We start from the raw sequence: 23,924 nt of genomic DNA, 5'->3' as shown, positions 1-23,924 counted from the left end.
GGACATCCGAGTCGAGGGCAGTCCAAGATCCCCACGTGCTGGTGGCGGTAAACAGCGCTGTTTACCGCCACCGGCGCATGGTGATCGTGGTCAGGGACAGGTGAAGCGGCGGCCGGTGAGTGTGGCGGGGAGTGGGCCGCGGCGTGGGGTGCCGGATAGGTCGTAGAAGGTCGCGGTGGCTGAACCGGTGAATTCGTCGCCGTGCACGGTGAGGTCGAAGCGCACGATTCCCTTCTGCACCATCTCGGCGTCCGCGCGGTCGACGGTGAATTCGAGGAACGCGCCCGATACCGTCGCGCCTTCGGCCTTCCAGGTGCCCATGCCGTTGCTGTCGCTGGTGGCACGATTGCCGTGGTCCGGATTCGATTGCGCCATGGTGCCGTCCGCGTGGAAAGTCATGACGTGGTAGCGGAACGGTGCGCCGTCGGCTATTACTTCCCAGACGCCGATGATGCTCATCGGCATAATTCGGCGAGCAGTTCGATGCCGGGGTCGATGCGATGTTCGGGCACGCTGGCGAAGCTCAGCCGGAGCGCGTTGCGGGGTGCGTCGGGGGCCGCGAAGAATGCGGATCCGGGCAGGAATGCCACTCCCCTGTTCAGCGCTGTGGCAACCAACATGTCGGCGTCGAAATCCGTTGGGCCCTCGACCCATACGAACATTCCGCCATCGGGTTCGGTCCAGCTGAATCCGGATGGAAAGTACTTCGCCAATGCGGTCACCACTGTATTCAGTTTGGCCGCATAGGATTCCACGAGCAGACTCAGATGCGCGGATCCCACTGGCGTGCCGAGGAATTCGGCGGCGATCGCCTGGTTGAACGCGGAGGTCTGCATATCGATGCCCTGTTTGAGGGCGAGTACGGGCTCGAGCAGGTCGTCCGGCAGCACCGCGATGCCGATCCGCAGTGCCGGCGCAAGGGTTTTCGACAGCGAAGTGATGTAGGCCGTGCGGTCCGGCGCGAAGGACCAGACCGTCGGCAATGGCTCACCGCGGTACCGCAGGTCGGCGTATACATCGTCCTCCACAACCAGCCCCCGATGCCGGGTGATCACCTCGGCGACCTGCGCACGCCGGGCCGCGGACATGGTCCGCCCGGTCGGATTCTGGAAGGTCGGCAAGAGGTAGACGAGCACCGGATCATGTTGTGCCAAAGCATGATCCAATGCATCGGGCAGGATGCCGTCGGCATCGGAGGCGACCTCGACCACCAGCGCGCCGTGGCTGCGGAACACCTTCACCGCCGGACCGTAGGTCGGCGTCTCCACCAGCACCACCCCGCCGGGATACAGCTGCGCCATGCAGATGTTGTGCAGTGCGCCCGATCCGCCCGTGGCGATATGCACCCGCTCCGGCGAACATCCGATGCCACGGCCGGACAATAGTATTCGCGCCTGCTCCAGCAGCGGCGGGAACCCCTGCGTGAGTCCGTACTGCAATGCGGTGTTCCCGTACTTCGCGATCGCGGCCGTAGCCAGCGACGCCACCAGCTTCCCCGGCAGCAAAGCCGGATCGGGCGCGCCGACGGCGAACGAGATCACATCCGGTCGGCTCGCCAATGTCGCGAACGCGTCGTCGATCGGCCCGCTGCGCATGGCCGCTTCCCGGCCGAACGTGACACCCGCGCTCATACCCGAGCCAACTGCTGCCGCAATCGCGCGGCGATTTCCACTGCCGCGGCATCGAATTCCGGGGTCAACACCAAATCGTGGCTGAACAGCGGATCGGTGCGTACATCCACCGCCACCAAACCCTCGGTGTCGCTGAGATTCACCGCCACGTGCACCACGCCCTGCGGGATGTACAGAAATTCCCCTGGCCCGTGCACATAGGGCTCCAATTCGGGGCCGATCAGCGTCACCGCCCGTCCCGTCACGCAGAACACGATGGTTTCGCTGTGCTCGTGCAGATGCGCCCGCGCCACCTTTCCCGGTGCCATATTCACCATGGCGGCCGAAATACCCTCGGCCCCACAAGTATTCGTAGTTATGCAGGGCAGTAGATGCTGTTCCTGCGGTCCGACGACCTCCGCGACGTCGGCTGCGGCAACCACTCGCACGGACTTGGCGATCTTTCCCATTCGGCAATCCCAAACATCTTTGGAGCGGACAGCACAATTACCGCCATTCAGCGAGCTTCGTTCGCGCTGTATCCGACCGAGTTCTCGGCAATTGGCACGGTATGGCACCCACCCATCGCAAACATCCGCCGTGCCTGACCGAAATATCCGCATTGTTCGTATGTTGTGTCGTCCCGGCATCGCAACGGATCGAGCTCGATGACCGGCCGCAACGGCATCGAGTCGGCCGGACGACATACCGCCGAGCGATCCGCCTCCCATAGATGCGGATATTCCCGTCCGAAATGGCGGATGATCCGGCTCCCCGGCTGGCCTAGTGTGCGAAATGCGACCGCCCGGCCTGTTCGAAATCGGCCGGGCTCAGAGCATTCGAACGCAGAGGGATCGAGTATGCGGGTGATCGTGGTCGACGGCAACGACGATGCGGGCGACGCACTGGTGCACAAACTGCGCCTGCGTGGGCACCATGCCGATCGCAAACGTCGGGGCGCGGACCTGCTGGTTACGCATCATCGCTATCACGCGGTCATCCTGGACCTCGACCTGCCGGATATGTCCGGGCTGGCGGCGCTGCGCAAGCTGCGCGAGGTCAGCTCGGTGCCGGTGGTCGTGCTCACCGCGGATACCGACGAGCGCTCGGTGGTGCGGGCGTTGCGCAGTGGCGCCGACGATTACCTGGTGAAGCCGCCGCGAGTGGCCGAATTGGCGGCTCGGCTGTACGCGATCACGCGACGCCTCCCCGTGCCCGCCGACATCGTGCCCGCGACGACGGTCGTCGCGGGCGATGTCCGGGTGGATCTGGAGGCCGGTTCGGTCGAGGTCGCTGGCCGACAGGTACAGCTGACCCGGGTCGAGTTCGCGGTGTTGCGAGCCCTGCTCGAGCAGCCCGGTGCGGCGGTCAGCCGTCAACAGCTGCTGGACCGGATCTGGGGCGATGCGTTCGTCGCGGTGTCACATTCGCTGTACGTGCACGTCAATGCGCTGCGAACGAAGCTGAACCGCCCGGGGTTGATCACGACCATCCACAGCTACGGCTACCGATGGAATCCCGGTGCCGCCGTGGCGAATTCGGTCGATGTCGAGCAGTCGATGGCATTGAGCGCTCTCACGAGCCGTACCGCCTGAACGGTGATCGGGAACGACACGGCAACGGGCTCGATCAGCTGGCAGACCATCGAATCGGTGATCGCGGCCGTCCTGCCATCGCGCCCGGTCACCACATCGCGACCATCGCGGCATCACACTCAACCACCCAGCTAGTCGTCACAGCGGTAATCGCAGTCGCCGCCATCGTGGCATTGCACTGAATCACCCGATAGTCATTTCATAGCTGATCCGACCGTCGCGGCATCAGGGCGGCAGCGAGCACCGCACCGGTGAGAAGCAGTGCGCCGCAGATCAACAGGGCAATGCGGAAGCCGCTGCCGAACGCGACGGCATCATTGAGCCGCGCGGCGGAAACGCCGACAAGTCCAGGCAGTGCGGCGACGGCAAGCAATTGCGCTGTGCGGGCGACCGCATTGTTCACTGCGGAGGCGATACCCGAATCCGTTGCCGACACCGCGGCGAATACCGCACCCGTCAGCGGAGCCACGAATACAGCTAACCCGACACCCAGTACGATGGTCCCGGGGAATACCGCGCTGAGATAGCTTGTGCGCGAGCCGATCCCGGTCAGCAGAACCGCACCGCAAGCGGCGAGCGCAGGCCCGAGAATCATCGGGGTCCGCGCGCCGCGTCGCTGCGCCCAGCGACCGGCCGATGCTGACGACACCAGCATGATCCCGGTGATCGGCACCGTCGCCAGGCCCGCCGCCAGCGGCGAGTAACCCGCGACCACCTGCAATTCCAGTGGCAGCAGGAAGTAGACACCGCCGAGACCGGCATAGACGGCAGCCGTCACCAGGTTGGCCGCGGTGAACACACGCGAGGAGAACAGTGCGGGTGGCAGTAGTGGATGATCACCGCGCAACTGGATCCAGGCGAATATCCCGAGCAGCACCACGCCGAGCAGCGACATCCACCCACGAGCACCGATGAACCCATAGGTCACCGCACCCAACCCGGCAGCGGCGGTCGCCGCACCCGGCAGATCGAGCGGCCGCGCATCCTCAGCCCGCGACTCCGGAAGAAACCGCACCGATACGACGGCGACTGCCACCGCGAATGGCACGCTGATCAGAAAAACCGAGCGCCACCCGGCCAACTCGGTCAACCAGCCGCCGACAATCGGCCCAACCGCCTCGATGACGCCGATGAGCCCCGCCCACAAGCCAATTGCGGCACCATGGTCGCGCCGATCGATCGAGGACGAGATCAATGCCAGGCTGCCCGGAGTGATCAACGCACCCGCGATACCCTGCACCACCCGCGCGGCGACGAGCATTTCCATCGAGGTAGCGAAGCTGCACAACAACGACGCCAACGCGAAACCGACACTGCCCCAGACGAATACCGCGCGCCGCCCGAGTCGATCCCCCAGTGCCCCGCCGACCAGAATCAGCGACGCCAAGGCCAGCGTGTAGCCACCGACGACCCATTGCAAATCGGCCACATCGTCGCCGAGACTCGAACCAATTCGCGGCACAGCGATATTGACGACCGACGCGTCGAGCACCACGACCGCCGATCCGAGCACCGCAGCCGCGACAACCCACCGTCCGGTGACCGAACGCAGGCGCGGCGGTGCGGACGCAGCAAGGTTCGGGACAACGAGATCGCTCATCCTCGGCAGGCGAGAACCAGCGCGAATCGATCGTCCGAATCGGTCCACGAATGCTGTACCCGGAAGCCGGAGGTCTCGAGCTCCCGATGAAATTCGGTCAGCCGGAACTTGGCCGAGATCTCGGTGCGCAGCTGCTCACCCGCCGCGAAGTCGACAGCGAGATCGAGCTCGGCGACGGTGACCGACATATCGGCCGTGGCCTCCAGCCGCATCTCGATCCACTCGTTGTCCGGATCCCACACCGCGATATGTGCGAACCGACCCGGGTCGAAATCGGCGCCGAGCCGCTGGTTCACCACATGCAGGATGTTGCGATTGAACTCGGCCGTCACCCCTGCGGCATCGTCATATGCGGGGACCATGACCGCAGGATCGATCACCAGTCCGACGCCGAGCAACAACTGTTCGCCCGGCTCGGTCACCGCGTGGACGCAACGGTAGAAATCCGCACGCTCCTCCGGCACCAGATTGCCCAGTGTGCCGCCGAGCAGGGCGATCAGCCGCCGGTCACCGCGCGGCAAGGTGTGCAGCATGCTGGTGAAATCGCTGACCACCCCGTGCACCGCGAGTTCGGGATATTCCTCGTGGATCCAGGACACCGCGGTGCGCAGCGCAGATGACGAAACATCCTGCGGCAGATATGTTTTCAGTGACCCATGCGCACGCAAAGCGGTCAAGAGCAGACGCGTCTTCTCCGATGAACCCGAGCCGAGTTCGATCAGCTCGCCCGCCTCAGCCGCCGCCGACGCGATCGCATCGGCACTCCGACGTAACAGCGTCCGCTCGGTGCGGGTGGGGTAATACTCGGGTAGCTCGGTAATCGCTTCGAACAGCTTGCTGCCCTGTTCGTCATAGAACCATTTGGACGGCAGCCACTTCCGGCTTCCGGTCAGCCCGCGCTGGACATCGGCACGCAGTGCGGCCGCGAGATCGTGCTCGGTGAGTTGGATATCGATGCTGACGTGAGGCCGCACTGGCTTACTCCGATCGATGCTGAATCGCCAGGGTCAGGTCTGGAGTACAAACCTCGCGGTCCACTTCTCCGACAACGGAATTGTTGACGCAGCCACCAGTGTCCCGCCAACCCGTGATTCGCATATTTACATCGACTTAAGTCTGGCCACACGCTGCGAATCAATCGGGTGAGCCCGCATGGTGGTCGACGACGATGGGCCATGCATCCCGGATGCCGACCGCGCTCGCGTGTTCAGACACCACCGAATCGGGTCATATGCGTCAGGATGAGTGAGAGGATCTTGGGGTATGGAGGTGTCAGAGGATTCCTTTGGAGGGCGGCGGCCGACAAGTCATGAGCGGATGACGGGGCTGCCGTGGGATGCGTCGTATCAGGATGGCCCTGCGCCCTGGGATGTGGGTCGGCCGCAGCAGGCGGTAGTGCGGTTGGGGACCGCTGGCAGGTTCGCGGGGGCGGTACTCGATGCGGGGTGTGGGAGTGGGGAGAATGCGCTGTGCATTGCGGCGCAGGGATTTTCGGTGCTTGGCGTCGATGTGGCCGAGACGGCATTGGCCAGTGCGCGGGCCAAGGCTGCCGAGCATGGGATCGATGTGGAGTTCGTCGCGGCTGACGCGCTGCGATTGCAGGGATTGAGGCGCAAATTCGAGACGGTGCTGGATTGCGGGCTGTTCCACACGTTCGACGCGGACGAGCGACCGGGATATGCCGCGAGTCTGGCGTCGGTGACCGAGCCCGGCGGCACGCTGTATGTGTTGTGCTTCAGCAACGAGGGTCCCGAAACCGGACCGCACCCGGTCAGTCGCGAAGAGCTCGAGGCGGTTTTCGACGCCCACAGCGGCTGGCATATCGCCACCATCGAACCGGACCTGATCGAGACGAGGTTTCACGACCAGGGCGCACCAGCGTGGCTGGCCACGATCAAACGGAACTGAGCCTCGTCCAGACTGGTCGCACTGCGACGACCGGCGTACGAGGCGCACCGTTCTATCGTGCTACCGCACGCATTTCACCGGCCTACTGGTACGCGCGGGCGCGCTTCGGTACACCGGAGCGGAGTCGGCGCTACCTGCCGGACAGAGCCGCCGCGATATCACGCCGCGATCCGATGCCGAGCTTCGCCAGAATATTGGACACATGCGACTGAATCGTCCGGCGCGACAGGAACATCTGCGCCGCGATGTCGGAGTTCGAAAAGCCTTCGGCTACCAACGCGGCCACCTTACGCTCGGTATCGGTCAAGGCGGCCCGTCCAGACTTGGGGCGGTTGCGGGGTCCGCGGACGCCACGGCGAATTCCGTACGGACGCATGCGCGCCACCGCGCGGGCGGTGTCCCAGGAGGCGCCGAGACCGGTGTAGAGCGCGACCGCGGCATCCAGCGCGCCACGCGCATCGGAGCCACGACCGTCCGCGGCGAACAGTAAGGCGGCGTTCTCATACGCCTGCGCCTCGTAGAACGGTCGTCCCGCCCTTCGGAAATCAGCGGCGGCAGTGCGCAGGATCGACGGGTCGCGCTCGGCGACGCCGCGACACAGTAGCGCGGTACCGGTTCGAGCAGCCGTGGGTTGGCGCCGTGCCATTTCGGCCGATGCCGCCACCACCGAACGCGCCGCCTTCTCGTCACCGACATCGGCGGCGAGGCGGGCGATATCCGGGAAGATGTAGTACAGCGTGGCAGTGGTCAGGCCGCCCGCGAGCCGCTGATGCGCATCGACGAGGAGATCCAGTGCGCCGCGTGGGTCACCGCGGGTCTCCAGCATGAGGGCCTTGAGCCATGGATAAAACTGGCCGTTACTACTGCTGCCCAGTTGGTCGTCGGGTGCGGCAATGGTGTCCGGATCCGGCAGGAAGGTGCCGCGGTGGATGCCGATCAGCGCGGCCAGGATCTGCAGGATCGGGGTGTAGCCGAAGGCGTCGGGCACCGACTGGCCCGAAGTGCATTCGACGAGCGCATCGTCCCAGCGTCCGTTCAATGTGTAGAGCCGGGCCTTGGCGACCACATTCGCCCCCAGATAGAAACCGTGGATCCGGCGACTGTGTCCGATTGCCTTGTGCAGCGCCGCTTCCGCGTCGGCGAGCCGATCGAGCTCGATCAAGCAGTGGGCGTTGAGAATGTAGGGATCGAACTGGTCGGAGCCGAATCCGCTGTCGAAAACGGCCAGGATGCGGTTGCTCAATTCCAGCGCCTCATCGAGATAGCCCTGGGTGTGGCGCACAGATCCCACGGTCAACAGTCCGTATCCGGTCACAAGCGGATTCTCGGTGGCATCCCCGATCGCCAGCGCCCGCGCACCCGCCGCCTCCGCGGCCTCCAACCGGCCGAGGAACACATTGCTCAAGCCGATCATGCCGTAGAACCGACCCGCGTCCTCAGCCGCGAGATTCGAGGTAGCCAGGGTCTGCTCGGCGATCGCAACCACTTCGCGCAGGTCGCCCCGCGCATGGCAGGCCTGGATCAGCAACCAGCGCAGTTCGATATCGTCCTCCGGCCGGGTCAACAGCGCCGTGCGCACGAGGGCCTCGGCCTCGGCCGCACGACCGTTCCACAGCAGCGCCTGGATGTGCAGTTGCAGCAGTACCGGACGCATGCCGAGGTCCGCGGTGTCGGCCGCGCGCTGCAACAGCTGCACCGCGATCTCTGGCGCGCGCACGATCAGCTTGTCGGCCAGCGCGACCAGCCAGTCGAGTGTCGGCTGGTCAAGCTCGTTCTCCCCTGCCAACAGGTAATAGGCGATCCGCTCGATCGGCGCGTCGGTGGCCAGCAAGATCTGACCGGCCCGGCGCAGCAATCCCGCGCGCAGCGAATCCGGCAGCTGATCGGCGAGCACCTGACGGATCAGGTCATGCCGGAAGACCAGTTCGGAATCGGCGCGGGTGAGCAGTCCGCCGTCGGTCGCCTCGGTAACCACATTCCAGATTTCCAGAATCGGACTGTCCAGCACCGCGGCGAGTTCCGCGACGTAGACAGTCGGCCCGAGTGCGGCCGCCATCGGAAGTACTTGCCGCGCCGACCGGGACAGGAATTCCAGCCGCTGCGCGATCGCCTGCGCCAGTGATGCCGAGGGAGAATCGGCCGGTTCGGTCGGATCGGCGGTGTCGGCGACCACCGTGATCGCCTTGTCGCGCAACAACGAGGCCACCAATTCCGTAATGTAGAGCGGATTTCCGCCCGCACCGATCACCTGCCGCATCAGTCCCGGACCGGGTGCCGCACCGACCATATGCCGAACCAGTTCCGCCGCAGCCGGTTCCGGTAGTGCCCCGAGTCGAATCATCGGCGCACGGCGTTCCACCAGTTCGGCCGTCAATGCGATCATTCCGGTATCCCGTGGCACCGGACGCGTCCCCAGCACCAACAGCAGTGGCAAATCACCGGCCACATCGCAAAGCCGATGCAGCACTGCCAGACTCTGCCGATCCGCCCAGTGCACATCGTCGATGATCAACGCGACCGGACCCGCGGCACACCAGCTATCGACGAGATCGAGGATCGCCTCGGTAATCGCGAACTCGTGTGTCGCCGCACCGTCGCCCGCCCGATCCCCACTGCGCAGCAGCGCACGCACCGGATCGGATCCCCGATCGCTGTCCAGCCAGGAGCACACGGCCGCGAACGGCACCTGCCGCTGCAATTCCTTCGCCGCTCCCCGACGCACATTCAGACCCTCAGCCGCATATCGAGCAACGGCCACATCGAGGAGCGCGGTCTTGCCGATACCCGGCTCGCCCTCCACCAGCACCACCGTCCCCTCCCCAGCGGCGGCGCGTCGACCTAACGAGACCACACGCTCGACCTCGGCATCGCGACCAACGAAGACGGAGGTAAGGGGAGGGGCCTGCACGCAGCGAATCCTATGCCCCCGCATGAACCTGTGCAGCACGCGCATCGCCCGGTCAGCGCAATGTTTCGATACCTGATACGGATATTCCTACCCGTTATGACGGATGTTTCCCGCTTGGTGGTGCCCATAGGGTCCGTCTACGGTGGCTCGCGACCGGCGAACCTACCGGGTACAGCAGATCTGATCGGCCGCCGAACAAGAGGAGAACACACAGCGTTGGCCACACACGTAAGGACGGTCTGCGTCACCCCTGAGCGCGGTCGACGCTGAACACCGAGCATGAAGATCTTCAGTAGTCGTTGTCGCACCTTCGAATACACCGTCACTACCGCGAGTCCGGCCGCCGTCGATCTCGAATCGGCGGCGATCGGCGTGCCCAATGCGTTTTCCGATTGCCTGCTGCTCATGGTCGGCGTGGAGCGCGGCGATTCGACTTCGTCGACGGCCGCCGCGAAGATCGTGCGGCGCATCGCGTCCAAGACCGAAGCGTCGCATATCGTCATCAACGGGTTTTCCCATTTGGCAACCCCCGGTGAACGATCCGATATCCCAACGGCTTTGCACGTACTGGCGAATCTGGCCGAATCCCTCGAGGCCCGCGGTGCCCGCGTCCATCTGATGCCGTTCGGCTGGAACAAGCGCTGGCAGGCCGACGTCCTCGACGGCGAATGGGAACAGCGCGTCGTCCATCTGCCCTCCTGAAGCGGCTGTCCCCGCTCCTGAGAAGGAGCCCGGCATGGCGCGTACTCTCTCCGTGGCCGAACCCACTTGTCGCACTTGACACGGGTGCGTCCGAACCACCGTGCGCGAAATCTCCAGTTCTGCCCGCAGAAGCGGGAAACTTACCGGAAAATCCGTAGATTTTCCTAACGGGTCACTATTGATTGTGCCGTCAAATAGCGGCACAATAGATCTCAGACAACCTGCATCCCCGGCACACTCACTTACCGACCAAGTCCGGGCTCGGCGGGACGAAGGAGATATCGGTAACCATGAACCTCAAGTCGAAGAAGGTCGTCATAGCCGGTGCGGTCGCCGGTGCACTGGTGATCACACCGGCCGCGATGGCGATTCAGTCGACCATCGCGGCGCCCGGTAACCACAGCAACAGCAATGGCGGCGGCGCGCGAGGCGGCGGATACAGCAACGGCAACGCGGGCAGCCGCCGTGTCGCCGACCAGGATCACGCCGCCTCCGGCAACAACTCCAGCCGCGGCGGCTACGAAAGCAACGATGGCGGACGCTGGGTCTGGGTGCCCGCCGAGGGCAGCCGCTGACCCACTCCCCTTGCGGCTCTTCATATTACGAATGCGACCGTCGCTCCCTCCGGAGCGACGGTCGCATTCGTATGTTCGCCGTATATGACGGATCGCTTCGTCGTACACCGACCCGAATCAGCGCCATTCGTCAACTACCCGTCAGCATCGTTCGCCAACTGCCCTCCGCCGGTGGCCAACTGGACGCCCACACAGACCGATGCCCTCCCGGGCGGTGCGTGCGGAGTTGCACGGCCCACCCGAAAGGGCATCGGCGATAAGAAGTTTCGCGGTCTGTCGGCTAGGTCAGGTTGCCGTCGACGCACAGGCTCGACGACCGCCACGACGGTCCCGGCCGGTTCGCGGCCATATCGAACGTCCAGTCCGAAATCGGCCCGGCCGCACGCCAATACAGTCCGCCGCGACCGTCCGCAACGGCCTCGTAGATATCGTCGCGACCCTCGATCAGCTGACTGCCGACGCAGTAGTCCATGTAATCGGTGCCCGGCTGCTGCGCACCCGGACTGAACTTGCCCGCGGGATTACCGTTGGTGCCCGGGTTGTACACGCTGCTGCGACCGGATGCGTAGCCCTCACGAGACCAGCGCGCGAAGCCGAAGAAATCGGACTGGCACCGGAACCTCCAGCCGCCCGCGGAGATCGCCACACCCTGCGGCACGGCTTCGCCGGCCCACAGGCAGCGCACGCCGATATCCGCGTTGGCCGCGGGCGTCTCGGTGCCGATACCGAATCCGCCGACCCCCGCCGCGATCGCCGCAAGCAATGACAGTGCTCGGATCTTGTTGCGTCCCTTGGCATTACGTGCCTGGTCAGGACATTCCGTAGGTTTGGGTGCGCCGCGCAGTTCGCTGACGTTGATCATCGACGTCTCCTTCATCATTGTCTCGCCCCACCGGCCGACGTCGATACGGACCGATGGGAGGTGCTGATCCCGCTGCCTAATGTAACGCTATCTAACGGCACGTTAAGTTAAGTATCACCACACGTGGGAACGATGGAAGAGAAACACCTGGCCAGGCACATGCAGCAGCCGCAAGCCAGGTAAGAAAATGCGCGCCTCGGCGCGTCAGGCTTCGGGCAGCGCCTCGTTGAGTTCGCTGTCCTGTTCGAGATACTTCGCGATAAAGCGGTTCACGAGCTCGGCGGTCGCCTGGCCCGGCCGGATCCGAGTCTCGGCCACCCGGTCGGCCAGTACCGCCGTATCCGCGGGTGTGCGCTCGGAGTTCTGATACGGCTCCCACGCCGACCGATGGAACAGATCGACGAAACGGCGGGCGATCCGGTCGCAGTCCGCGCGCAGGCGCTCCAATTCGGCGAGCAGCGCATCGACCGGCATGCCCGCGCCCTCCAACTGATCGAAGATGCGGATCAGCTGCGGATCGGCAATGCGGTAGGTCGCCGCGTCGACCGGTTCGTACAGACCGGCCGAGACCACGCGGGCCAATCCATGGGGCACGTCGCGGTAGCGCTGCTCGAGTTCGGTCGCCGCGATCGTGTCGCCGGTCGGCGGCGCGGTGGATTGCGTCGCACCGGGCTCCGCGACGCCGAGGATGTCGCCGAGATCGTCACCGCGATCCCATGCCTCCAGCAGTTCCCTGATCCCGTTGAGCTTGATCCCTCGGTCCAGCAAACGGCTGATCGTCTGCACCCGATTGAGGTGATCCGGTCCGTAGAAACCGGTGCGGCCCTTGACCTGTGGTGGGGGCAGGATGCCGCGCTCGGCGTAAACCCGCAGGCTACGGACGGTCGTACCGGCCTCGCGCGCCAGCTCGTCGATCGTGTACTCCACGTCCCCTGCCATATGTCTAGGAAACCACACAGAAACATTACCCACAGGTAAGCATACGTCAGTGATGTCGGGTACCTATGGTGAGCCAGGCGTTGTCAACCCCCAATGACGCCCCTAACTATTCCCGCCGTTGGCAATTCATACACACCGAAACGGAGGCAGCGGGGCTTATCCTTCCGATATGACCGAAGCGCAGGCTTCTCGAATTACCGTGACGGAACGGGAACGGGCGCTGGAGCAACTGTCGCACCATCTCGGTACCGGGCGATTGAGCCTGACCGAGTTCGACGAACGCAGCGCCATTGCCGCGGCGGCGACCACCAAAGGACAATTGGCGGAATTGTTCGTCGACCTGCCCGGGATCACGCCGGATGCACCGCCGGCACCCACCGGCAACGCACTGCAAAGATTGCGGACGATCGCCGCGGTGGTCTCGATCGTGGCGGTCGTGCTCGCGGTCGCCACGGGTAACTGGCTGTGGCTGCTGGCGGGCACCGGAACCATCGTCGCCTTCGTGGTGCAACAGCTGCGCTGAGCCCGACTGTCGTCGCTACCAGCGGGTGCGCGGCCGAACCGAATTCGCCAGATCGACCAGCCGGTAGCGGTGCCAGCGATCCGGCGCGGTTCTGGCCAGGGCGCGCAGGCTGGTCTCCAACCCCTGCCGCAGTCCCGCCGAGGTGACCGGGAAACCGAGGATCGTCCGATTCGGATTCCGCGGCCGCCCGCCGACCCGCAGCCACTCCAAGGCGGCACCGACCACGATGACCTGCAATTGCAGCGTTCGCGCATCGTCGGGCAGCGCCTCCAACCGCCCCGCCGCCGTACAGATATCTTCCTCGGTGATATCGGCGATCGGCCGCGATACCAGCAGCAGACATCCCGTCGTATGCGCGACGCTGTGATGCCGGGACGCGGCGGGTACCTGTTCGAGCACCTCGACGGCCTCGAGCAATTCGCCGTCGGCGGCGAGTCGACGGGCCAGGCCGAAGGCCGCGCTCACCACACCGTGGTTGGTCCGCCAGACCGCACGGTAGTGCTCGGCCGCGGCGCGGTGCCAGCGATCGGATTCGGCCGGGTCGTCCAGATGCTGCAGCACCAGTTCCGCGGTGGCGGCCAGGGCGAGTTCCGGTCCGATCTCGCCGGGCAGCATCCCGTGCACGGTCTCGAAATGCTCCCAGGCGCGGTGGTAATGGCCGTCGAGCAGCGCGGCGACGCCGACGTACCACTCGATGCGCCAGTCCGCGCCGTAGTCGGGGCGCAGATCGGCGAGCAACTGGCAGGCCGGAACGGTTTCCCCCAGGTCCAGATAGGCGCGGACCGCGGTCAGCGGCCCCTCCAGGTCGAAGGATTCCGGGGCGACGATGGTGCCCGCGCGGATGCGTTCGTGTGCCCGGCGCAGCGCGTCCAGCGCGTGCCGCGGTTCGCCGTGCAGCAGGGAGGACAGCAGTTCGGCACTGGGATCCTCGCTATCGATCAACGGCGTCGGCAGGGCCGCGACGACATCGCGCGCCTCGAGCACCGGCATCCTGGCCATGCCGTCGACGATGCCGTCGGTCTGGCCGATGAGCGTATCGATGCCGAAATCGTCTCGCATGGAGCTCAATTCGACCGAAGGCTGCGGATGTTCCAGGCCGGTGTCGATCGCGAGCACCATGCGCAGCGCGCCGGCGAGCTGACAGTACATCGAATACGCGGACGGGAAGCGTCGCTCCGGCTCCGGATCGGTGGCACGCAGCAGCAGGCGGTACAGACACGGGTAGCGCGCGAGCAGCGGCTCCTCATCCGGTTCGGGTATGCCGCCGAGAAAATGCCCGTCGCGATCGCGCGGCAGATCCAGGGCGAGCGCCGCCAGGGTGCGGCCGACGGTGTAGATATCCGAAACCACGGTGGGCCCGGTCTCGGTGATCTCCGGGGCCTGATAGCCGGGCGTGCCGTAGATGCTGCCGTAGGAATCCATCGCGGCGACCGCACCCAGATCGATCAGTTTGACCTCGTGCTCGCTGACCATGATGTTGTCGGGTTTCAGATCGTTGTATGCCAATCCGAAGGAATGTAGATAGTCCAGCGCGGGCAGGATTTCCATGATGTAGGCGATAGCCTCGACAACCGGAATGCGCTCCTTGCCGCGCAGATCGAGCATCTTCTTCAGCGATTGTCCACCGACGTATTCCATGACGATGTAGCCGTCCGGAATATCGCGGGCAGACCGGTGTTTGACGAAGTTGTATATCTTCACCACGCCGGGGTGGGCCACCTCGGAAAGGAATTGCCGTTCGGCGAGCGCGACCACATGCGCCTCGAAGTCCAGCGGGTTCTGCAAACCCTTCAGCACGACCCAGCGATCGCTGACATTGCGGTCGACCGCGAGATAAATCCAACCGAGTCCGCCGTGTGCCAGCGACCCCTGCACCTCGTATTGATCGGCGACGAGTTCGCCGCGCTGCAGGGTCGGACGGAAGTTGAACGGCGAACCACAGCGGCCGCATTCGCCGACCACCACGCCCGGCTCGGTTGCGGTGCGGCGTCCGACCGGTTCCTGACATTTCCAGCAAAACCGTTTGAGTTCGGGCACTTCCGGATCGTCGAGAATGGCGGAGCGCGGGTCGACCGGCGCCACCCGAGGCATCGGCACCAGGCCCGCGCCGAGCCGCCGCACGCTCGGCCGAGAGCGACCGCTGCGGCCGGAGACCGGCTCGTCGAGTTCGAGGGCCTCCTCGGCGCCCGTCACCGGATCGCTCACCGGCATGGTATCGCCGGGCGATGGAGGCGCGGAGATCCGTTGCGCCGGAGGACGTTCCACGGTGCTGGGCCCGGACCATGGATGCTGGCGGCGTTGCGATGTTTCGAGTTTCGACATGCCGCGGGTAGCCCAGGGATGTGGCGTCCGTCGCGGAACCTCGGTACCGCGCATCCGCCGATTCGCCCATGGGTGCGGCAGCGGATTCTCGGAGGCGCTGGGTTGTTCCGGCATGGGAACCTTTCGAGCCTGGTGAATAGGGGACCCATTCTCTTCCGCCGTCCGCCGCCGCGCGCCTTGCCTTATTCCCCGCTATGGGAATAGCTCCGCCCCGGACATGCTGTCCGGGGCGGAGATCCCGTAGCGACTGCTTGCAGGTCGCTCGAAATGATCTGCTTTCTACTCCTCGTCGGGCTTGTCGAGAACCACGACCGCGTCACCTTCGCGGCGCGGCCGCTCGGCGAGCACCGGGAACTGACCGGTGATGCCCTCGCGCTCCTGAGCGACCTGCAGCACCCGCTTGCGGGCCAGGAACCAACCGCCGACGAAGGCCGGGACTACGACCACCGCCATGGCGATCACGGCACCGCGCTGCTCGATTTCGTGGCTGCATGCCATCAGCACGATCACCGCGACCAGGAACACCAGCGTGGCGTAGCTGGTGTAGGGCGCACCGATCAGCCGGAACGAAGGACGCTCCGCCAGACCCTTCTTCGACCAACGGAACAGCTGCAGCTGGCAGATCACGATCGCGCCCCAAGCCGCGATGGTGCCAAGTGCGGACATGTTCAGCACGATCTCGAAGGCCTTGTCCGGCACCATCGCATTGAGCCCGACACCGACCAGCGCGATCGCACCGGTGGCGAGGATGCCGACGTAGGGCACACCGCCGTTGGACATCCGCGAGGCGATCTTGGGCGCACTGCCGTTCATCGACATCGAGCGCAGGATGCGACCGGTCGAGTACAGACCCGCGTTGAGGCTGGAGAAAGCCGCGGTCAGCACCACCAGGTTCATGATCGAGCCGGCACCCCCGACACCGAGCTTGGAGAAGAAGGTGACGAACGGGCTCTCACCGGACTTGAAGACCACATAGGGCAGCAGCAGGCCGAGCAGCACCAGCGAACCGACGTAGAACAGCGCGATGCGGGCGATGACCGAATTGATGGCCCGCGGCATGATCTTTTCCGGGTTCTCCGCCTCACCGGCCGCGGTACCGATCAATTCCACTGCGGCGTAGGCGAATACGACACCGGTGGTGACGGTGACCAGGGGCAGCAGACCGGTCGGGAACAGGCCGCCGTTATCGGAGAGCACGGTGAAACCTGTGGTCTGACCGTCGACCTTGAATCGGCCCGCCAGGAAGATGGTGCCGACGATCAGGAAGGCGACGAGTGCGACGACCTTGATCAGCGCGGCCCAGAATTCCAACTCACCGAACCATTTAACCGAGATCAGGTTGATGCTGACCACGATGGCGAGTGCCACCAGCGCGATCAACCACTGCGGTATCGCCTCGGTGGCTCCCCAGAAATGGACATAGGTGGCGATCGCGGTGATGTCTACGATGCCGGTCATGCACCAGTGGAAGAAGTACATCCACCCGACTGCGAAAGCCAGCTTCTCGCCGTAGAACTCACGCGCGTAGGAGACGAACGAGCCGGAGGACGGACGATGCAGCACCAGCTCGCCCAGTGCCCGCAGGATGAAGAAGACGAAGATGCCGCAGACCGCGTAGACCAGGAACAGTCCCGGGCCGGCCGTGTGCAACCGACCACCGGCACCAAGGAAGAGTCCGGTGCCGATCGCGCCACCGATCGCGATCATCTGCAGCTGGCGCGGGCGCAACGCCTTGTGATAGCCCGCATCCTCAGCATGCAGACCATCCGCGGGCGCCGGCACTTCCGCGGAGGATTGAACGGTTGTCATGGTGGAGCCTTTCAAGTGACGGCGATCATATCGCTGCTTAATGTATCGCTATTCAACGGTACGTTCAATAGGGAAGCAAGACTTGTAACCACGCGGAAACGTCGCGGAGCCGCTCTACCCGCCGTGACCTCGGCATTAGTTGATCGTACCGTTGAACATCGGTACGATGTATACGTTTACGGCTGATGGAGCGCGAGCATGGCATGGTTCGAACGGGAGTTCATCGCGGTCCCTGAGGACCGCAAGAATCAACTGGTCTACAAGTGGCCGGATGTCAACATCCGTCGCTACAGCCGTGCCAACGTCAATGCCGACGAGATCGCCCTGTTCGTCAAGTCCGGGCAGGTCGTGGCCGCGATGGGCCCCGGTCGGCATCGGATCGATGCCGACGAACTGCCGGTACTCGGCGCGCTCGTGGATACGCTGACCGGCAACAACTTCTACCGCGCCGAACTGTATTTCGTCTCCACCCGCGAGTTTCCCGGCATCAAGTTCGGCGGCCGCCTGGCCGATATCGCCGATCCGGTCAGCGAACAGGTCGTGACGCTGCGCGTCTTCGGGGAATTCGCACTGTCGGTGCGGGATCCGGCCGAACTGGTCACCGCACTGGCGGGCACCACCGACCTGAGCGTCCCGGCGACGGTGGAGTCCTGGTGCTCGGACCTACTGCTGAAGTCCATGAAAGTCGCTGTCACCCAGGGGATTTCCCGGGGCGAATGGCCCGTGCTCGGCCTGTCCGGACAGTTGGAGCCGATCGAGGCCGCCGTGGTGCGCCAGACCAATCTGACGCTCTACGAGTACGGCCTGCGCATCGCGCGCCTCGGCAACTTCGATATCACCTTGGCCCCGGAGGATGCCGAGCGCATCAAACGACTTGCCAAGGATGTCACCTATATCCGGCTTGCTGGCGACTTCCAGCGTTATGCGGCAGGCGAATTGGCACTCGGCGCCGGCCAGGGTTTCGCGCACGGCCATGGTGGTGGCGACGGATTCCTCGGCGCCGCATTGGGTTTGAATGCCATCCAGCAGCAGGCGCCGAGCAATCCGTGGCAGCGCCAGGCGGTTCCCCCTGTCGCACAACCGGTTTCGACCAACCCGAAGCCCGAATGCGCCAGCTGCGGAACCGACAATCCCGCAAATGCGCGATTCTGCATGAACTGCGGCGATCCATTGGCCGCCCGCCCGCGCCACTGCACCGAATGCGGCGCGGATCTCGCTGCGGCAGCGAAGTTCTGCGGAAGTTGCGGCACCCCCGCCCCAAGCTGACCCTCCCGACGGCCTACCGCACCGGCGGACCCGACGTCAGCCTCTGACGCAAGCCTTCTGGCCCTGTCGCACACCATCGAAGCCGTCGCACATCGACTCCCCGCACGACACACCGATCCGGAAATCCGAAGCTCTGCGCGAGCCGTACTCGAGCGTGAGCCGCCCAAAGGAAAACCCCGTCGTCCCGGCGAACACCGGGATCCACTGCGGAGGTATGGATCCCGATGTTCGACCGGACGACGGGGCACCTACTACCGCCTATCCGCCTCCAGCAGCCCGCCGAGCGTAGTCATATGGCGGTCGAGTTCGCCGTGGGCGACCACCATTCGACTACGTTCGGCGGGACGACGGCTAGCTAGAAGCCGGTGCGGCCGCGGCGGATTCGCCGCTGGTGACCATGCTGCGGACCTGGCGGGCGGCCACCGAGAGGGTCGCCAGGTCGTGGGTGCCTGCGCCGAAGATCTCGCCGAGTGAGGCACCGGCACGGGCCAGGCGGGGGCGGTTGACCGACTCCCATTCGGCGATCTTGTCGGCGGTGCTCTCATTCGGTTCGGATGCGGTGAGCACGTCCAGGGTGAGCGAGCGCAGCGAATCGTAGAGATCGTCGCGGACCGCGAGCCGGGCCAGGGTGCGCCACCGGTCGTCGCGGGGGAGGTTGCTCACCGCGGTCAGCAGCCGCTCGATCTGGAAGTGATCGTCGAGTGCGTAGTACAGCTCGGCAACCTCCTCCGCGTCGCGCTCGGCGATATCGGCCACGTCGAGGATGTCCAACAGCGGGAACAGGTGGATGAGTCGGTACACCTCCTCGGCCAATTCCGCGGGCGCACCCCGCTCGACAGCGGCACGTGCATTCGTCGCCAGATCCTCGGCGTGGGCCGCGGGCAGCCGAGCAGGCAGCATCTGGCCGGCGAGCTTGCGGACTCCGTCGCGGTAACGGGCGATATCGGCGCCGATGGCAATCGGTTGCGGGCGGCTGGTCAACAGCCAGCGGGACACCCGGTCGAGGGTACGCCTGGTCTCTCGCTCGAGTTCGTCACGTGCCGCGGTCGGCATCGGCGTGGTCCGAATGCGTTGCCAGAGCGTGTGCAGATCGAAGATCTCCACCGCAACGGTGAAGGCGCGCACCGCATCGTCGGTGCTCGCGCCCGCCTCCTCCGCCAACCGGAACGCATAGGTGATGCCGCCATGGTCCACCATGTCGTTGACCACCATGGTGGCCACGATCTGACGACGCAGCGGATGCCTGCCGATCGCGTCGGCGAACCGTGCCCGCAGCGGTCCGGGGAAGTAGGCCAGCAGCGCCGAGGCGAAGGCCGCGTTATCCGGCAGATCCCCGGCCAGCAGGTCATCCTTGAGCGAAAGCTTCACGTGGGCAAGCAGATTCGCCAGCTCGGGCGAGGTCAGCCCGGATCCGGCGGCGGCACGCCTTTTCAGCTCGGCATCCGAGGGCAGTGCCTCGAGCCGCCGATCGACACCGCGCCGGGACTCGAGGTCGGCGATGAGACGGCGATGCACGCCCGACATCGGCACCGCTTGCGCCCGCGAGAGCCCCATCCGGAAGTTCTGCGAAATATTGTCGCGCAGTACGAGTTCGGAGACCTCGTCGGTCATGGCGGCGAGCAGTTCGGTGCGGTCGGCGGCATCGAGCTCGCCGCTGGAGATGACCGCGTCCAGCAACACCTTGATATTGACCTCGTGGTCCGAGCAGTCGACACCCGCCGAATTGTCCAGGGCGTCGGTATTCATCCGGCCGCCATTGGCGCAGTATTCGACGCGGCCGAGCGCGGTCGCGCCCAGGTTGCCGCCCTCGCCGATCACCTTGGCGCGCAACTGGTTCGCGTCGACCCGCACCGCATCGTTGGACTTGTCACCGGCATCGGCATTCGTCTCGGTGGAGGCCTTGATGTAGGTGCCGATACCGCCGTTCCAGAACAGATCGACCGGTGCGAGCAGGATCGCGCGGATCATCTCCGGCGGTGACAGCCTGGTCACGCTCGGATCCAAGCCAAGTGCCTCGCGCACCTGCGGGCTGACCGGGACAGCCTTGGCGGACCGATCGTAGACACCGCCGCCCGCGCTGATCAGCGACTTGTCGTAGTCGGCCCAGGACGAGCGCGGCAGTTCGAACATCCGCTTGCGCTCCCGGAACGACTTCGCCGCATCGGGATTCGGATCCAGGAAGATGTGCCGGTGGTCGAAGGCCGCGACCAAGCGGATGTGTTCGGACAGCAGCATGCCGTTGCCGAACACATCGCCGCTCATATCGCCGACCCCGGCGACAGTGAAATCGGTTGTCTGCGTGTCGATATCCATCTCGGCGAAATGCCGTTTAACGCTCTCCCACGCGCCCTTGGCGGTAATGCCCATCGCCTTATGGTCGTAGCCCACCGAACCACCCGAGGCGAATGCGTCACCCAGCCAGAAACCATATTGGCGCGCAACATCATTGGCGATATCGGAGAAGGTCGCGGTGCCCTTGTCGGCGGCGACGACGAGGTAGGTGTCGTCACCGTCGCGACGCACTACCCGCTCCGGTGGCAGCACCTCGCCGGAGGCGTGGTCGACGTTATCGGTCACATCCAACAGACCGGAGATGAAGGTGCGGTAGCAGGCGATGCCCTCGTTCAACTGCGCCTGTCGATCCGCGGTCGGATCACCGGTCGCCGTCGGCGGCTGCTTCACCACGAAACCGCCCTTGGCGCCGACCGGCACGATGACCGCGTTCTTCACCGCCTGCGCCTTGACCAGGCCCAAGATCTCGGTGCGGAAGTCCTCCAGACGGTCGGACCAGCGCAACCCGCCACGCGCGACCGGACCGAAGCGCAGATGCACGCCCTCGACCCGCGGCGAATACACGAAGATCTCGAATTGCGGTCGCGGCCTGGGCAATTCGGAGACCGCATGCGGATCGAATTTGAACGACAGGTACTCCGGCGCGTTGCCGTCGCTGTCGCGGCGATAGTAGTTGGTGCGCAGCGTCGCGGTGATCAGACCGAGTACCGCGCGCAGGATACGGTCGGCATCGAGGCTCACCACCGCGTCGATCTCGGCCTGCAGCCGTTCGGCGATGCCAGCGGCCCGCGCCGATGCCACCGCTCCGACACCCTCGGGATCGAAGTACGCGTCGAACAATTCGACGAACAACCGGGCCATGTTCGGCTGTGCCAGCAATACACGGGAGATATTGCCCAGTGTGTAGGCGAATCCGGCCTGCTGCAGGTACTTACCGTAGGCGCGCAGTATCGAGATCTGCCGCCACTGTAGTCCGGCGCGCAAGACCAGTTCGTTCAGTGCGTCGACCTCGGCGCTGCCGTTCCACATGGCCGCGAAGGCCTCCGGGAAGTATTGCCGCACACCGCCTTCGACCGACGACTCGTCAGCCGATCGAGTGAGGTCGGCCTCCAGGTCGGCATCGATCGCGGTGCGCAGCAGCGCCGCCGGGACGCGCAGCCCGAAATCGTAGATCCACTTGTGCGTATCGTCCGGAAGGGCGATGCGATGCGGCCGTTCGTCGACCACCTCCACCCCGAGACTCTGCAGCACCGGAAGCACCCGGCTCAGCGAGACGCCCTCGCCCGCGACATAGAGCGTGAAACGCCACTCCCCCGACGGTGATTCGGCATTCCGATACAGATTCGTATCGATGGCGCCGTCGGCGAGACGGTCCAGCCGCTGCAGATCGACCAGCGCGTGCTCCGGCTCGTACTCCTGCTGGTAGCCGACCGGGAAGGCGCTCGCGTAGGCATTGGCGGCCTTCGGCGAGATCGCGGGTACACCGGTCGCGGCCGCGACCAACCGGTCGGCCCAACTCCGGGTGGACGCGAACAGCAGCTCCTGGATGCGTTCGCGATTGGATTCGGAGATATCGGCAGGCTCCGCATCGGGACGACGGTGCACCGTGAAATAGACGACAGCCAACTCGGATTCGCTAGCCCTTGCCGAGTACGCGACCTGCTCACCGTCGAATTCCGCGCGCAGGATCTCCTCCATGCGCAGCCGAACCTCGGTCGAGTACCGATCGCGGGGCAGGTATACCAGGCAGTAGACCGCACCGCTGCGTCCGTCGCGCCGGATGAACAGGCGAACCTGCCTGCGCAGCCCCAAATTCATAACCGCGGAGACGGTTTCGAACAACCGCCGGGCGTCGGTGGAGAACAGCTCCACCCGCGGGAAGGACTGCATCATCTCCAGCATGGCCTGCCCGGAGAACGAATTCAGTTCGAAGCCCGCCCATTCGATGACCTGATGCACGCGGCGGGTGATGACCGGGATGTCGAGGATGTTCTCGTGCAGGCCGGTCACCGTGAAGGAGCCGACGAAGACGTGCTCGCCCTGCACCGGGCCGACACCGCCGGAGCCGCCACTGCCGTAATCGGCGACGCTGACGAAGTACAGCTCACCCGATCCCGGGATCAGCGCATCCACCGATCCGTTGGCCAGCCGCAGGACGGGTCGGGTGTTGCCGAGCACAGGGACATCGAGATCGACGTTCGAACCGTTCCAGAGCACGCCGAGGCCGGTACCAGGCACCTGTTGCGGTTCGTTACCGCCATCGGTGCGGTTGCTTCGGTAGTACCCGTAGCCGAGCACCGTGAAATGCCCATCGGCCAACCAGCGCAACAACTTCGCGCATTCGGGTACCTCCGGATCGTCGGAGCGTTGCGCGATATGGTCGAGGCGACCCGCCAGCGCGACCATCGCGTTCGCCATGCCCGGCGTATCGTCGACGACCTTGCGCAGCACCCGCAGCAGCGCGGGCAGCTCGCGGTCGATCCGGTCCAGCAGCGCGGTGCTTACGCCGGGGGCCAGCTGCACATGGATCCACGATTCGGTGACAGTGTGACTGCCGCTCGCCGCTACGGTATCGGGCTCCTTGGCGGCGATCGCCCGCAACCGCCCGCGGCGGTCCCGTGCGATATCGAAGACCGGGTGCACGACCTCGGTCACCGCGGCGCCGAGACGGCGCAGCGCGGTGGTCACCGAATCGACCAGCAGCGGCATATCGTCATTGACGATCTGGATCGCCGCACCGAGTCCGCTGCCGTCATCGGGGCGGTACACCCGGGTGATGGCCGCACCCGGCAGCCGAATCGCCGCCAGTTCCAAGTGGTTTCGGAAGATCTGTTCGGCCCGATCGGTGATCGTCGGCGCGGTGGCGCCCGGCTGGATCCAACGGAAGTAGGCCGCCTCCAGATCGGTCGGATCGTCGCGGAACCGTTTGAATGAAATCGTCTGCTGGGTGGTTGCCACCATCGACTCGTGCCTTCCCGAGATCTGAGCCCGTAACCGTACGGTTCCCATACAT

17 protein-coding genes are annotated in these 23,924 nt (G+C 65.2%); 6 read left to right on the top strand and 11 right to left on the bottom strand.

What is annotated here, in order from left to right; genetic code table 11:
- Window positions 1-90: 90 nt before the first annotated feature.
- Genes ACQP1T_RS12715 through ACQP1T_RS12705 form a run of 3 tightly spaced genes read right to left on the bottom strand, consistent with a single transcriptional unit; the run spans window position 91 to window position 2,080 of the window.
- A complete protein-coding gene (locus tag ACQP1T_RS12715; RefSeq protein ID WP_433760173.1) occupies window positions 91-459 on the bottom strand; it encodes a hypothetical protein in 369 nt (122 codons plus the stop codon).
- Window positions 456-1,631: a PLP-dependent aminotransferase family protein gene (locus ACQP1T_RS12710; RefSeq protein WP_433760172.1), complete on the bottom strand. Its 1,176-nt coding sequence runs from the start codon at window positions 1,629-1,631 to the stop codon at window positions 456-458. The genes ACQP1T_RS12715 and ACQP1T_RS12710 overlap by 4 nt, the downstream gene beginning before the upstream one ends.
- Entirely contained in the window at window positions 1,628-2,080 is a 453-nt protein-coding gene (locus tag ACQP1T_RS12705; RefSeq protein ID WP_433760171.1) for a cupin domain-containing protein, read from the bottom strand. Before ACQP1T_RS12705 ends, ACQP1T_RS12710 begins: the two co-directional genes overlap by 4 nt.
- A 390-nt stretch (window positions 2,081-2,470) precedes the next feature.
- Here ACQP1T_RS12705 and ACQP1T_RS12700 point away from each other — a divergent pair, with 390 nt between their 5' ends.
- Complete coding sequence (locus ACQP1T_RS12700; RefSeq protein WP_433760170.1) at window positions 2,471-3,205, top strand: response regulator transcription factor; 735 nt, start codon at window positions 2,471-2,473, stop codon at window positions 3,203-3,205.
- Between the two features lie 199 nt (window positions 3,206-3,404).
- On the opposite strand, the gene ACQP1T_RS12695 is transcribed toward ACQP1T_RS12700, so the two are convergent.
- Window positions 3,405-4,805, bottom strand: a complete 1,401-nt coding sequence (locus tag ACQP1T_RS12695; RefSeq protein ID WP_433760169.1) for an MFS transporter — start codon at window positions 4,803-4,805, stop codon at window positions 3,405-3,407.
- Window positions 4,802-5,779, bottom strand: coding sequence for an L-histidine N(alpha)-methyltransferase (gene egtD / locus ACQP1T_RS12690; protein ID WP_433760168.1), 978 nt, complete (start codon window positions 5,777-5,779; stop codon window positions 4,802-4,804). The genes ACQP1T_RS12695 and egtD overlap by 4 nt, the downstream gene beginning before the upstream one ends.
- Window positions 5,780-6,122: 343 nt before the next feature.
- Between egtD and ACQP1T_RS12685 the strand changes: the two genes are divergently transcribed.
- Window positions 6,123-6,713, top strand: coding sequence for a class I SAM-dependent methyltransferase (locus ACQP1T_RS12685; RefSeq protein WP_433760167.1), 591 nt, complete (start codon window positions 6,123-6,125; stop codon window positions 6,711-6,713).
- A 130-nt stretch (window positions 6,714-6,843) separates the two neighbouring features.
- On the opposite strand, the gene ACQP1T_RS12680 is transcribed toward ACQP1T_RS12685, so the two are convergent.
- Window positions 6,844-9,621 (bottom strand): helix-turn-helix transcriptional regulator, encoded by a 2,778-nt coding sequence (locus ACQP1T_RS12680; RefSeq protein WP_433760166.1) that lies wholly within the window; start codon window positions 9,619-9,621, stop codon window positions 6,844-6,846.
- Between the two features lie 279 nt (window positions 9,622-9,900).
- Here ACQP1T_RS12680 and ACQP1T_RS12675 point away from each other — a divergent pair, with 279 nt between their 5' ends.
- Both ACQP1T_RS12675 and ACQP1T_RS12670 read left to right on the top strand, forming a co-directional pair.
- Window positions 9,901-10,323, top strand: coding sequence for a threonyl-tRNA synthetase editing domain-containing protein (locus ACQP1T_RS12675; RefSeq protein WP_062988178.1), 423 nt, complete (start codon window positions 9,901-9,903; stop codon window positions 10,321-10,323).
- 290 nt (window positions 10,324-10,613) lie between these two features.
- Complete coding sequence (locus ACQP1T_RS12670) at window positions 10,614-10,898, top strand: hypothetical protein (protein WP_433760165.1); 285 nt, start codon at window positions 10,614-10,616, stop codon at window positions 10,896-10,898.
- A gap of 280 nt (window positions 10,899-11,178) precedes the next feature.
- On the opposite strand, the gene ACQP1T_RS12665 is transcribed toward ACQP1T_RS12670, so the two are convergent.
- Both ACQP1T_RS12665 and ACQP1T_RS12660 read right to left on the bottom strand, forming a co-directional pair.
- Window positions 11,179-11,760: a hypothetical protein gene (locus ACQP1T_RS12665; protein ID WP_433760164.1), complete on the bottom strand. Its 582-nt coding sequence runs from the start codon at window positions 11,758-11,760 to the stop codon at window positions 11,179-11,181.
- A 204-nt stretch (window positions 11,761-11,964) separates the two neighbouring features.
- Window positions 11,965-12,699, bottom strand: coding sequence for a MerR family transcriptional regulator (locus tag ACQP1T_RS12660; RefSeq protein WP_062988184.1), 735 nt, complete (start codon window positions 12,697-12,699; stop codon window positions 11,965-11,967).
- A gap of 169 nt (window positions 12,700-12,868) precedes the next feature.
- Between ACQP1T_RS12660 and ACQP1T_RS12655 the strand changes: the two genes are divergently transcribed.
- Window positions 12,869-13,222, top strand: a complete 354-nt coding sequence (locus ACQP1T_RS12655) for a DUF1707 SHOCT-like domain-containing protein (protein WP_433760162.1) — start codon at window positions 12,869-12,871, stop codon at window positions 13,220-13,222.
- A 15-nt stretch (window positions 13,223-13,237) separates the two neighbouring features.
- Here ACQP1T_RS12655 and ACQP1T_RS12650 read toward each other — a convergent pair whose 3' ends face one another.
- Both ACQP1T_RS12650 and ACQP1T_RS12645 read right to left on the bottom strand, forming a co-directional pair.
- Window positions 13,238-15,433, bottom strand: coding sequence for a tetratricopeptide repeat protein (locus tag ACQP1T_RS12650; protein ID WP_433762176.1), 2,196 nt, complete (start codon window positions 15,431-15,433; stop codon window positions 13,238-13,240).
- A gap of 390 nt (window positions 15,434-15,823) precedes the next feature.
- Window positions 15,824-17,353: an amino acid permease gene (locus ACQP1T_RS12645; RefSeq protein ID WP_433760161.1), complete on the bottom strand. Its 1,530-nt coding sequence runs from the start codon at window positions 17,351-17,353 to the stop codon at window positions 15,824-15,826.
- Between the two features lie 198 nt (window positions 17,354-17,551).
- Between ACQP1T_RS12645 and ACQP1T_RS12640 the strand changes: the two genes are divergently transcribed.
- Window positions 17,552-18,619, top strand: coding sequence for an SPFH domain-containing protein (locus ACQP1T_RS12640; protein WP_433760160.1), 1,068 nt, complete (start codon window positions 17,552-17,554; stop codon window positions 18,617-18,619).
- A 351-nt stretch (window positions 18,620-18,970) separates the two neighbouring features.
- Here ACQP1T_RS12640 and ACQP1T_RS12635 read toward each other — a convergent pair whose 3' ends face one another.
- Entirely contained in the window at window positions 18,971-23,872 is a 4,902-nt protein-coding gene (locus tag ACQP1T_RS12635; protein ID WP_433760159.1) for an NAD-glutamate dehydrogenase, read from the bottom strand.
- Window positions 23,873-23,924 lie beyond the last annotated feature (52 nt).

The organism is Nocardia sp. CA-135398 (assembly GCF_050955845.1).
Classification (GTDB): domain Bacteria; phylum Actinomycetota; class Actinomycetes; order Mycobacteriales; family Mycobacteriaceae; genus Nocardia.
Note: the sequence above shows the minus strand (reverse complement) of the source record. Positions and strands in the feature narration are given on the sequence as shown.